Genomic DNA, 12,274 nt, shown 5'->3' with positions numbered 1-12,274 from the left:
TGCTTGAATCGACACGTCCAGCGCCGAGGTCGGTTCGTCCGCCACCAGCACTTTGGGGTGCAGCATCATCGCCCGAGCCAGCGCGATACGTTGACGCTGACCACCGGAGAACATGTGCGGATAGCGCTGATAATGCTCAGGGCGCAGGCCGACCTGTTTCATCATCGCCTGCACCTTCTCGCGCCGTTCTGCCGCTGACAGCTTGGTGTTGATCAGCAGCGGCTCGCCCAGTTGATCACCGATTTTCTGCCGAGGATTGAGCGACGCATAGGGGCTTTGGAACACCATCTGCACGTCTTTGCGCAGCTGTTTGCGTTGCTCCTTGGTCGCGCCGGCGACTTCTTGCCCGGCGATTTTCAGCGAGCCGGACGACGGCTCTTCAATCAGCGTCAGGGCGCGCGCCAGGGTGGACTTGCCACAGCCGGATTCGCCCACTACGGCCAGGGTTTTGCCCGCCTCCAGCTCGAACGACACGCCGTTGAGCGCGCGCACTACAGCGTGCGGCTTGAACAGGCCCTGGGAGACTTCATAGTGACGGGTAAGGTCGCGGGCGGTAAGAACGACGCTCATTACGCCACCTCCTGGTTCAGCGGATAGAAGCAGCGTGCAAGGCTGTGGGCTTTAGGGTCCAGAGCTGGGCGCTGTTGGCGGCATTTGTCCTGAACGTATGGGCAGCGTGGTGAAAGCAGGCAACCGACCGGACGGTCATAGCGGCCGGGTACGATGCCCGGCAGTGTGGCCAGACGCGCGGCGCCCATGCTGTGCTCCGGAATGGCGGCCAGCAGGGCTTCGCTGTAAGGGTGCGCGGGGACGTCGAACAAGCCAGGGACCTGACCGACTTCCACCGCTTGCCCGGCGTACATCACGCAGACGCGCTGGGCGGTTTCAGCCACGACTGCCAGGTCGTGAGTGATCAGCACCAGGCCCATGTTCTGTTCTTGTTGCAATGTCAGCAGCAAGTCCATGATCTGCGCCTGAATCGTCACGTCGAGCGCTGTGGTGGGTTCGTCGGCGATCAACAGTTTTGGCTCGCCGGCAATCGCCATGGCAATCGCCACACGTTGGCTCATGCCGCCCGACAGTTGGTGCGGGTAAGCGTTGAGGCGCTGCGCGGCGCCCGGGATTTCTACCTTTTCCAGCAACTCCAGCGCGCGTTTGCGTGCCGCTTTGCCCGACATGTTCAGGTGTTGACGCAGCACTTCTTCGATCTGGAAGCCCACGGTGTAGCTGGGGTTCAGCGCAGTCATGGGGTCTTGAAAGACCATCGCCAGATCCTTGCCGACGATCTGACGGCGCTGGCGCGCATTGAGCTTGAGCATGTCCTTGCCGTCGAAACTGAGGGAGTCGGCGGTCACGATGCCTGGGGGATCGATCAGCCCCATCAGCGCCATCATGGTCACGGATTTACCCGAGCCCGACTCGCCGACGATGGCCAGGACTTCGCCTTTGTCGACGCTCAGGTCCAGGCCGTCGACAACCGGTGTGGCCTTGGCGTCGCCGAAGCGCACGTTGAGGTTTTTGATTTCTAGAAGAGACATTGGACGTCCTCAGGCGGCGTTCTTGAGTTTCGGGTCCAGCGCATCGCGCAGACCGTCGCCCATCAGGTTGATTGCCAGCACGCTGAGCAAAATGGTCAGACCAGGCAGGCTCACCACCCACCAGGCGCGTTCGATATAGTCGCGGGCCGACGCGAGCATCGTGCCCCACTCAGGCGTTGGCGGTTGAACGCCCAGACCCAAAAAGCCCAACGCCGCAGCGTCGAGGATTGCCGAGGAGAAACTCAAGGTGGCCTGAACGATCAACGGTGCCATGCAGTTGGGCAACACAGTGATGAACATCAGGCGCGGCAGGGTGGCGCCGGCCAGGCGCGCGGCGGTCACGTAGTCACGGTTCAGCTCGCCCATGACGGCAGCCCGGGTCAGACGCACGTAGGATGGCAGCGACACGATGGCGATGGCGATCACGGTGTTGATCAGGCCAGGGCCGAGGATCGCGACGATGGCAACAGCCAACAGCAGCGAAGGCAGGGCCAGCATGATGTCCATTAGACGCATGATGGTCGGGCCGAGAATACGCGGGAAGAAGCCTGCGATCAGACCCATGAAGACGCCCGGTATCAGCGACATCACCACCGACGACAAACCGATCAGCAGCGACAGGCGCGAGCCCTGAATCAGGCGCGACAGCAGGTCACGGCCCAGTTCGTCGGTGCCGAGCAGAAACTGCCATTGGCCGCCTTCAAGCCAGACTGGCGGGGTTAGCAGGAAGTCGCGGTATTGCTCGCTTGGGTCATGCGGTGCGACCCAAGGCGCGAACAGCGCGCAGAAAATGATCAGCAGCATGAACGCCAAGCCGGCGACAGCACCTTTGTTCTTGGCAAATGCTTGCCAGAATTCTTTGTACGGGGACGGGTAGAGCAGGCTTTGATCGACTGCTACCACGGGAGTAGGTGTGCTCATAGAAGTGATCTCAGCGCTGGTGACGAATGCGTGGGTTGGCAAATCCGTAAAGGATGTCCACCAGGAAGTTGACCAGAATCACCAGACAGGCGATCAGCAAAATCCCGTTCTGTACCACAGGGTAGTCACGCGCACCGATGGCCTCGATCAGCCATTTGCCGATGCCCGGCCAAGAGAAGATCGTTTCGGTCAATACCGCGCCCGCCAGCAGCGTGCCGACTTGCAAGCCGAACACGGTCAGCACCGGGATCAGCGCGTTGCGCAGGCCGTGAACGAACACCACGCGGGCTGGCGACAGGCCTTTGGCACGCGCGGTACGCACGTAGTCTTCGCGCAATACTTCGAGCATCGAGGAGCGAGTCATCCGGGCGATCACCGCCAGTGGGATGGTACCCAGCACGATGGCCGGCAAAATCAGGTGATGCAAGGCGTCCAGGAACGAGCCTTCTTCATCACTGAGCAACGTGTCGATCAGCATGAAACCGGTTTTTGGCGGGATGTCATACAGCAGGTCGATCCGCCCGGAAACCGGCGTCCAGCCCAGCGACACTGAGAAGAACATGATCAGAATCAAGCCCCACCAGAAGATCGGCATTGAGTATCCCGCCAGCGAGATACCCATGACGCCATGGTCGAACAGGGACCCTCGTTTGAGGGCCGCGATCACCCCGGCCAGAAGCCCCAGGATGCCCGCGAATATCAACGCTGCGATCGACAGCTCCAGTGTGGCCGGGAACAGCGCTGTGAACTCGGTCCACACGCTCTCACGCGTGCGCAGCGATTCGCCGAGGTCGCCGTGGGCGAGCTTGCCGACGTAGTCGATGTATTGCGCGTAAAGGGGTTTGTTCAGGCCAAGGCGTTCCATGGCCTCGGCGTGCATTTGCGGATCGACTCGGCGCTCACCCATCATGACTTCGACCGGGTCGCCAGGGATCAGACGAATCAGGGCGAACGTCAGCAAGGTGATGCCGAAGAAGGTGGGTATGAGTAACCCCACTCGGCGGGCGATAAAACTAAACATCTTGTGGTGTACCTCATCAGCCGGTTAGGCGTGTGCTGGCGGGTCCCAGGTTATGAGCCCGCCAGATTCTTCTTCTACTTCACTTGGGTGGTAGCGAAGTTATTAGTGGTAAGAGGGCTAATGTGATAGCCCTCTACGTTCTTGCGCATTGCGGTAAATATCTTGGTGTGAGCCATGCTGATCCAAGGCAGGTCCTGATTGAACACGTCCTGGGCCTGCTCATAGAGTGCTGCGCGTTCGGTGGGTTCGGTTTTTTCCCGAGCCTGATCAATCAGCGCCTGGAACCTGGGATTGCACCAGCGGGCGTAGTTTTCGCCGTTTTGGGCGGCCTCGCAACTGAGTGTAGGGGTCAGGAAATTATCCGGGTCGCCATTGTCACCTGCCCAGCCGGCCGAGACCATGTCGTGCTCACCGTTTTTCGCCCGTTTGAGCATTTCCCCCCATTCCATGACGCGAATGTCGACCTTGATCCCAACCTTGGCCAGATCCGCTTGCATCATCTGTGAGCCAAGCATTGGATTGGGGTTGGTCTGGCCTCCGCCGTTACGGGTGAACAGGGTGAAGACGGTGCCTTCAGGCACGCCAGCTTCCTTGAGCAAGGCGCGGGCCTGATCGAGGTCATGGGCCGGGTTCTTCAGTTTGGTGTTGTAGCCCAGCAAGGTGGGCGGGTATGGGTTGACCGCGACCAGTGCATTGCCCTTGCCAAACAGTGCGTTGACGTAAGCCTCTTTATCGAAGGCGATGTCGATTGCTTTGCGCACCCGCACATCGCTCATGTACTTGTGGGTGGTGTTCATGGCGATGTACGCCGTGGTCATGGATTCCATTTCCGCGAGCTGCAGATTCGGGTCTTTCCTGATGCTTGGAATATCGTCGGGCTTGGGGTACAGGGCGATCTGGCATTCGTTGGCCTTGAGCTTTTGCAGGCGCACGTTGCTGTCGGTGGAAATAGCCAGGATCAGCATGTCAGCCGGTGGCTTGCCGCGAAAGTATTCCGGGTTGGCCTTGAAGCGGACTTGAGCATCTTTTTGATACCGCTGGAAAATGAACGGGCCGGTGCCAATCGGGTGGTTGTTCAGATCTCCGGTCTTGCCAGCTTTGAGCAACTGGTCGGCGTATTCGGCGGAATAGATCGAGGCGAAGGCCATGGCCAGATCAGCCAGAAACGGCGCTTCGCGACGTGTCAGGGTGAATTTGACCGTGCTGTCATCGGTTTTTTCGACGCTTTTCAGCAGTTCTTTGAAACCCATGCTTTCAAAATAGGGAAAGCCCACGGTCGATTGTTCGTGCCACGGGTGTTTTGGGTCCAGTTGACGCTGGAAGCTCCAAAGCACGTCGTCGGCGTTCATGTTGCGCGTTGGCGTGAAGTAGTCGGTGGTGTGGAACTTGACGCCCTTACGCAGGTGAAAGGTGTACGTCAGGCCGTCGTCGCTGATTTCCCAGGTGTCAGCCAGCGCAGGGACCACTTCGGTGGTGCCGGGCTTGAAGTCCAGCAGACGGTTGAAGACGGTTTCGGCCGCAGCATCGGCGGTGACGGCGGTGCTGTACAGCGCCGTGTCGAATCCTTCGGGGCTGGCTTCGGTGCAGACCACCAGAGGTTTGGCAGAAACGCCGATGGCAACACTGAACAATGCCAGCGCGACTGCGTTGCGCAACGTTGCGAGCTTAAGTTTCGATTTCAAGTAAACGCCCTCTGCAAGTGTGAAGCCATTAAGTGATCGGACGGTGAGCCCATTGACCTGACTCGCCGTCCGATGGTTTGGATTACAGGATGTTGAATGGGATCGTGGTCACGACACGTAGCTCATTGATGTTGCCGTCAGCCTGGTTGGCACTGGCCCGGTGTGTGGTGTAGGTCGCACGCATGGTCGAGGCCTTTAACGGCCCCGATTGCAGGGTATACGAGGTGCCTACGCCGTATTCATAGTGTGTTTCGCCGTTCATCTTCGATACGTCGTATGCCGTACCTTTGTAATGCGTACCGTCGATGTCGAAGCCGCGCGCCTGGTAGATGTTGAACTTCAGCCCTGGCACGCCGTATTCAGCCATGCTCAGCAAGTAGCTCAACTGCACCGATTTTTCGTTCGGTCCGTTGAAGTCGGAAAGCAAGGAGTTGGCCAGGAAGATGGCGTTGGTGTCATGCACGTAGTCGAAGTAGGTGTCGCCTTTGACTTCCTGGTAGGCAATGCTGAAGCTGTGTGCGTTGTGGGTCGCGGTCAATGACAAGCTGTAGGTATCGTTGTCGATCTCGCCCATTTTCCGGGTGCCGGAATCTTTGGTTTTGTAGTAATTCAGGTTGGTGCTCAGACCAAGTACGTTGGTGTCGCCCATTTCATGCAGCACGCCGAGGTAGTACTGGTGCCAGAAGTCTTCTACGTTGGATGCGTAGAGGCTGGTGGTCAGGCTCTTGAATGGCTTGTAGTCCAAGCCTGCCATGTCGACGCGATCAGCCTTGGCGCCGTTGGCGCTGTACTCGCTGGTGAACTTGGTCAGGCTTTGTTCGGTGCGTGGCGATACGCGATCGAAGCTGCCCGCCTGGAACGACAGGTTGTTGAACTCTTCGCTAAGCAGGCCCACACCTTCGAAGCTTGATGGCAGCGCACGGTTACCGACGTAGGCAATCACTGGCGTGTTCACCGACTGGCGGCCCAGGGTCAGAGTGGTGTTGGAAACCCGCGCCTTGATGTTGCCCAAGCCTAGCTTGCTCCATTGACCGACTGCATCGCCGTCGTTCTCGGTCAACGTACGATTAGATCCGCCGGCGATGTCCTTGCGATCCCGGTCCAAAGCCACTGCGTTATACAAAGCAACCTCGGTGGCGAAACCCACAGTGCCCTGCGTAAAGCCAGAACTGTAATCAATGATGGTGCCCTGCACCCAGTTGATGCGACGCGAAGTATCGGTCGCAACGCCTTGTTTCTGATAACTGAAGTGATCGCCGCGACGCTTCAGCTCATTGGCATACCAGTTACGGGTAGAACCTGTCAGTGTTGATTCTTCGACGAAGCCCTTGGCCTCGCTTTGAGCGTTACTCGACGCAAGTTGGGTCGGAACGAAATCCTGACTGGTTGGCTTTGCCTGGGCCGTGTCGCTCAATGCGATCAACGACAGAGCGAATACAGCGGTACTGGTCTTTTTCACGTTTGAAGCTCCCTTTCATTACTTTTGTAAAGGCCGGCTTTATGGCTGGGCCGGCTTTGGTGGTGCTCGGTTTCGCGCCGTTTTGATCAGTCTTTGGACAAAAAGGCAGATTTCAGGAACGGCTGCGCTAAGGCATGGGATTGGCCCCCGCCTTACATTGGTGAGTTATTTGCTGATGTCGACGCCGGAGAAATTGTTGCGACCGAACGGACTGACCTGAAACCCCTGGACTTCAGCTCGCAATGGCTGATTGACGGTGGAGTGGGCAATCGGGGTGATCGGCACCTGTTCTTTGAGATAGTGCTGTGCTTGCTTGTACAGATCGATGCGCTGGTTCTTGTCCGAGGTTGCGACCGCGGCCTTCACCAATTTGTCGTATTTGTCGTCGCACCACATCGAGTAGTTATTGCCGCCGATCGCCGCACAGCTGTACAGCGTGCCGAGCCAATTGTCCGGGTCGCCGTTGTCCCCGGTCCAGCCGATCAGAGAGATATCGTGCTCGCCGTTCTTGGTGCGTTTGATGTATTCGCCCCATTCGTAGCTGACAATGTTGACCTTGATGCCTACTTTTGCCCAGTCCGACTGCAGCATCTGCGCCATCAGCTTGGCGTTCGGGTTATACGGACGCTGCACCGGCATCGCCCAGAGATTTATTTCGGTCCCTTCCTTGACCCCCGCAGCACGCAACAGCGCTCGCGCTTTGTCCGGATCGTAGGGCGCATCCTTGATGGTTTCGTCGTAAGACCATTGGGTTGGCGGCATGGCATTCACCGCCAGTTGGCCCGCTCCCTGATACACCGCTTTGATGATTTGCGGCTTGTTGATCGCCATGTCCAGCGCCTGGCGTACCTGCAGATTGTCCAGTGGTGCGTGGCGTACGTTGTAGGCGATGTAGCCCAGATTGAAACCTGGTTCTTCGATCACGTTGAGTTGTTTGTCTGATTTGAGCGATTCAAGGTCAGCGGGACGCGGATTAAGGGTGACCTGGCACTCGTTCTTCTTGAGTTTCTGCACCCGTACCGACGCGTCGGTATTGATGGCAAAAATCAATTGGTCCACCTTCACCCGGCTCGGGTCCCAGAACTGTTTATTGGCGATATAACGGATTTGCGAGTCTTTCTGATAGCGCTGAAATATAAAGGGGCCAGTACCAATCGGTTGTTGATTGATATCTCGGATATCGCCCGATGCCATCAGTTTTTCAGCATATTCTGCCGATAATATTGACGCGAAGTTCATCGCGATATTCTGAATGAACGCCGCGTCAACTTCATTGAGGGTAAATACCACGGTCAAGGGGTCTGTCTTTTCCACAGACTTGAGGTCCTTGTCCATACCCATGCCGGTAAAGTAGGGGGATTCCGTCGGATAAGCGACGCGCAGCGGATGGTCCTTGTGCAACATGCGGTTGAAGGTGAGCAACACATCGTCCGCATTGAAATCACGGGTTGGCGTGAAGGTCTTGTTGCTGTGGAATTTCACCCCTTCACGCAGGTGGAAGGTATACATCAGGCCATCGGGTGAGATATCCCAGCGTGTTGCCAGTGCAGGAACGACGCCGGTGCCTCCCTGTTCAAACTCGGTCAGGCGGTTGTAAATGGGCTCAGAGGCGTCATTGTCGGTGCCCGACGTATATTGCGAGATATCAAAGCCCGCTGGGCTGGCTTCGGAGCAAAACACCAGGCTTTTGGTGGCCGCTTGAGCCGAAAGAGTGGTGGCTAATAGCCCAGCGCCTAAACCAACCGTTAATAATGAAGACGTAGAAAATAGGTTACGCATGACAATCCTTATCGTTTGGCGCGTGAAAGCGCCTGAGCACTCGGAAACTTAATTTGCGCAACTGTTTACGCAAATGGATCCCGGCGCTGAGGAATTACCCGACCGTTCAAATAAAAAGCAAAAAAACAATACAGGCAGTGACGAAGGTATGTCCGTCGCGCTAAGCAGTAAAGAGTTAAGGTGCCATCAATGTATGTAGGAAAAGTACATATTATTAGTAGGCAATAACTGGTTCGCTCGCGTGAACTAACGATATGGACCTTTTCGACGAATCAGTTTCAGGCATGACCCAACAATCGCGCCGCCCTAGGGCGACGCGATTGCAGAGTCGATAGCTGGATAATTACTTGCCGCTGACGCTGACGCCGTAGAACGAGTTCAGACCGAATGGGCTGATCTTGAAGTCCTGAACCTCTTTACGCATGGGTTGATAAACCGTCGAGTGCGCGATTGGGGTCATAGGTACTGCGTCTTTGAGCAGGTGCTGCGCCTGTTTGTACAGTTCGATGCGCTTGGCCTGATCGGTGGTTTCCTTGGCTTGGTGGATCAGTGTGTCGAAGGGCTTGTCGCACCATTTGGAGAAGTTGTTGCCGTTGACTGCATCGCAGCCAAACAGGGTGCCGAGCCAGTTGTCCGGATCACCGTTGTCGCCGCTCCAGCCAATCAGCATCGCGCCGTTTTCACCCGCTTTGGCGCGCTTGATGTACTCGCCCCATTCGTAGGAAACGATCTTGGCGTTGATACCAATCTGCTTCCAGTCCGATTGCAGCATCTCTGCCATCAGCTTGGCGTTGGGGTTGTAAGGACGTTGTACCGGCATCGCCCACAGGGTGATTTCAGTGCCTTCCTTGACGCCCGCTTGTTTGAGCAGTTGTTTGGCCTTGGCAATGTCGTAAGGCGCATCTTTGATGGTGGTGTCGTAGGACCATTGAGTCGGCGGCATGGCGTTGACGGCCAGTTGGCCCGCGCCCTGGTACACCGCATCGATGATGTTCTGTTTGTTGACGGCCATGTCCAGTGCCTGACGCACTTTCAGTTGCGCCATCGGGTTCGGCTTGTCGTCACCCTTGATCTTGTCCAGCGTGTTGTAGGCGATATAACCCAGGTTGAAGCCAGCCTGGTCAGGCATCTTCAGTGCTGGGTCGGCCTTCAGGGGGGCAAGGTCGGCAGGGCGTGGGTAAGCGGTGATCTGGCATTCGCCTTTTTTCAGCTTCTGTGCGCGTACCGAGGCGTCGGTGGTGATGGCAAAAATCAGGTTGTCGATTTTGACGTCTTCAGGCTTCCAGTAATCCTTGTTTCCGGTGAAACGGATATTGGAGTCTTTCTGGTAGCTCTTGAATACGAACGGGCCGGTGCCAATCGGTTTCTGGTTGATGTCAGCGGGTTTGCCTTCTTTCAACAACTGGGCGGCGTATTCAGCGGATTGAATGGACGCGAAGCTCATCGCCAGGTTTTGGATGAACGCAGCGTCAACAGTGGCCAGGGTCATCTTGACGGTGTGTTCGTCGATCTTCTCGACCTTGGTGATGTTGGTGTCCATCGCCATGTCGGTGAAATACGGGAATTCGGTTGGGTACGCCTTACGAAACGGATCGTCCTTGTTGATCATGCGGTTGAACGTGAACAGCACGTCATCGGCATTGAAGGTACGCGTCGGCTTGAAGTACGGCGTGGTGTGGAACTTGACGCCATCGCGCAGGTGGAAGGTGTATGTCAGGCCATCAGGGGTTACGTCCCAGCTGGTTGCCAGGCCTGGGATGACAGCGGTGCCGCCACGTTCGAATTGGCTCAGACGGTTGAAAATGGTTTCTGCGGACGCATCAAAATCGGTACCGGTGGTGTATTGACCTGGATCGAAGCCGGCTGGGCTGCCTTCGGAACAGAACACCAGATTCGATGCTGCCTGGGCGAAGGGAGCGCTGGCAATCAAACCTGCGCTGAGTAGAAACGGAATGACCGCGTGTTTGAGCATGGTGGCCTCAGTTGTTGTCATTTTTTACTAGAGGGAACGACCTTGTGGGTCATTCCTGCGGATACTTATGCAGGCGTCATACCCAAAGCAAGGCGCTGACGCCAATGAAGGGGCAAAGAGTGGCACGAGCGTACACGAATGTCGCAAAAGTATAATTTTTGACACAGTTGAACGTTTGCGCGTTGTATTTCAGCGTCTTTCGCGCACCACGCAGGCGCGCTAAACGTGGCAAATGCACCCGGTTGGACGCAGTTGTTACCGCTGAAAAAAACGGTTCAGCTATTTGCTCAGACTGACCCCATAGAATGGCGTCAGGCCGAACGGGCTGAGTTTGAAGTCCTGGACTTCCTTGCGCATTGGCTGGAAGACCTTCGAATTGGCAATCGGTGTGATCGGCACATCGTTCTTCAAAATGTTCTGGGCCTGCTGATACAGCTTGATTCGCTCATCACGATTACTGGTCAGTTTTGCCTGCGTGACCAGCTTGTCGTAGCCGGTATTGCACCATTTGGCGTAGTTGCTGCCGTTGACCGCCGCGCAGCTGTAAAGCACGCCGAGCCAGTTGTCCGGGTCGCCGTTGTCGCCCGTCCAGCCATAGATCATGGCGTCATGTTCGCCAGCTTTGGCACGCTTGATGTATTCGCCCCATTCATAACTGACGATGTTGGCCTTGATACCGATCTTCGCCCAGTCCGCCTGAATCATCTGCGCCGACATTCGTGCATTAGGGTTGGACGCACGTTGTACGGTCATTGCCCATAAGTTGATCTGAGTGCCCGGCGCGACCCCTGCCTCTTTCAGTAACTGCCTGGCTTTTTCTAGGTCATGGGGCGCGTCTTTGATAGTGGGATCGTAACTCCATTGGTCCGGTGGCAGCGCGTTCTGCGCCAATTGGCCCGCGCTCTGATAAACCGCCTTGATGATGGCCGGCTTGTCGATGGCCATGTCCAGCGCCTGACGCACCTTGAGCTGGTCAAGTGGTGGATGAGTCACGTTGTACGCCAGAAAGCCCAGGTTGAATCCGGCTTGGCTTAGCACTTTAAGATTCGGGTCTTTCTGTGCTTGTTCGATGTCCTGCGGGCGCGGATAGCCGCTGACCTGGCATTCATTGGTCTTGAGCTTCTGCAAGCGCACGGCGGGGTCGGTGTTGATCGAGAAGATCAGGTTATCCAGCTTGACGTCCTCGGGTTTCCAGTACGCCGTGTTGCCGGTGTAGCGAATTTGCGAATCCTTTTGATAACGCTTGAAGACGAACGGCCCAGTGCCGATGGGTTTTTGGTTGATATCCGCCGCTTTGCCTTGTTTGAGCAACTGCGCGCCGTATTCGGCCGACTGGATGGACGCAAAACTCATCGCCAGGTTCTGAATGAACGCCGCGTCGATATTGTTGAGCTGAAACTTCACCGTCTGCTCGTCGACTTTCTCAACGCTTTTGATCGTGGTGTTCATCCCCATATCAGTGAAATAGGGCGATTCGGAAGGGTAGGCCTTGCGAAACGGGTCGTCGGCGTTGAGCAAACGGTTGAAGGTGAACAACACGTCATCTGCATTGAAATCGCGAGTCGTCGTGAAGTAATCGGTGGTATGGAATTTCACGCCAGGACGCAGTTGGAACGTGTAAGTGAGGCCATCGCTGGAGACCTCCCAGTGCGTGGCGAGCCCAGGTTCAACTTCAGTGCCGCCGCGTTTGAACTGGGTCAGTCGGTTGAACACGGTCTCAGCGGAGGCATCGAAATCAGTACCGCTGGTGTATTGGCTCGGATCGAAACCGGCGGGGCTCGCTTCAGAGCAATACACCAGGGTGCTGGCAGCATGGACCATGGGTGTACAGGCCAGCACCGCTACAGTGAGTAGCAGGGGTTTAAACGTCTTTCCCATGAAAACCTCGCAGTTGTCTCATTG

At 56.6% G+C, this 12,274-nt stretch carries 9 protein-coding genes; all 9 read right to left on the bottom strand.

Translation table 11 applies throughout. The annotated features are described in order from the left end of the window. The coding region (locus tag VGC62_RS26670; protein WP_331190070.1) for an ATP-binding cassette domain-containing protein at nt 1-570 on the bottom strand (570 nt) is incomplete at its 3' end. Then, entirely contained in the window at nt 570-1,538 is a 969-nt protein-coding gene (locus VGC62_RS26665) for an ABC transporter ATP-binding protein (RefSeq protein ID WP_331190069.1), read from the bottom strand. The genes VGC62_RS26665 and VGC62_RS26670, both read right to left, overlap by 1 nt. A gap of 9 nt (nt 1,539-1,547) precedes the next feature. Beyond that, a complete protein-coding gene (locus VGC62_RS26660) occupies nt 1,548-2,459 on the bottom strand; it encodes an ABC transporter permease subunit (RefSeq protein WP_331190068.1) in 912 nt (303 codons plus the stop codon). A gap of 10 nt (nt 2,460-2,469) precedes the next feature. Continuing rightward, nucleotides 2,470-3,480 (bottom strand): ABC transporter permease subunit, encoded by a 1,011-nt coding sequence (locus VGC62_RS26655; protein ID WP_331190067.1) that lies wholly within the window; start codon nt 3,478-3,480, stop codon nt 2,470-2,472. Nucleotides 3,481-3,554: 74 nt separating this feature from the next. Beyond that, nucleotides 3,555-5,162: an ABC transporter substrate-binding protein gene (locus VGC62_RS26650; RefSeq protein ID WP_331190066.1), complete on the bottom strand. Its 1,608-nt coding sequence runs from the start codon at nt 5,160-5,162 to the stop codon at nt 3,555-3,557. 82 nt (nt 5,163-5,244) lie between these two features. After that, nucleotides 5,245-6,621 carry an OprD family porin gene (locus VGC62_RS26645; RefSeq protein ID WP_331190065.1) on the bottom strand — a complete coding sequence of 459 codons (1,377 nt, stop codon included), beginning with the start codon at nt 6,619-6,621 and terminating at the stop codon, nt 5,245-5,247. Nucleotides 6,622-6,786: 165 nt separating this feature from the next. Beyond that, nucleotides 6,787-8,400, bottom strand: a complete 1,614-nt coding sequence (locus tag VGC62_RS26640; RefSeq protein ID WP_331190064.1) for an ABC transporter substrate-binding protein — start codon at nt 8,398-8,400, stop codon at nt 6,787-6,789. Between the two features lie 343 nt (nt 8,401-8,743). After that, a complete protein-coding gene (locus tag VGC62_RS26635) occupies nt 8,744-10,372 on the bottom strand; it encodes an ABC transporter substrate-binding protein (RefSeq protein ID WP_331190063.1) in 1,629 nt (542 codons plus the stop codon). A 279-nt stretch (nt 10,373-10,651) separates the two neighbouring features. Further along, nucleotides 10,652-12,250, bottom strand: a complete 1,599-nt coding sequence (locus tag VGC62_RS26630; protein ID WP_331190062.1) for an ABC transporter substrate-binding protein — start codon at nt 12,248-12,250, stop codon at nt 10,652-10,654. Nucleotides 12,251-12,274 lie beyond the last annotated feature (24 nt).

The sequence above is a fragment of the Pseudomonas sp. genome (assembly GCF_036404235.1).
Classification (GTDB): Bacteria; Pseudomonadota; Gammaproteobacteria; order Pseudomonadales; family Pseudomonadaceae; genus Aquipseudomonas.
Note: the sequence above shows the minus strand (reverse complement) of the source record. Positions and strands in the feature narration are given on the sequence as shown.

Bases quoted from the DNA above. Each gene is read 5' to 3' on its own strand.
- VGC62_RS26665 (WP_331190069.1), bottom strand. From the start codon at position 1,538: ATGTCTCTTCTAGAAATCAAAAACCTCAACGTGCGCTTCGGCGACGCC.
- VGC62_RS26660 (WP_331190068.1), bottom strand. From the start codon at position 2,459: ATGAGCACACCTACTCCCGTGGTAGCAGTCGATCAAAGCCTGCTCTAC.
- VGC62_RS26655 (WP_331190067.1), bottom strand. From the start codon at position 3,480: ATGTTTAGTTTTATCGCCCGCCGAGTGGGGTTACTCATACCCACCTTC.
- VGC62_RS26640 (WP_331190064.1), bottom strand. From the start codon at position 8,400: ATGCGTAACCTATTTTCTACGTCTTCATTATTAACGGTTGGTTTAGGC.
- VGC62_RS26635 (WP_331190063.1), bottom strand. From the start codon at position 10,372: ATGCTCAAACACGCGGTCATTCCGTTTCTACTCAGCGCAGGTTTGATT.
- VGC62_RS26630 (WP_331190062.1), bottom strand. From the start codon at position 12,250: ATGGGAAAGACGTTTAAACCCCTGCTACTCACTGTAGCGGTGCTGGCC.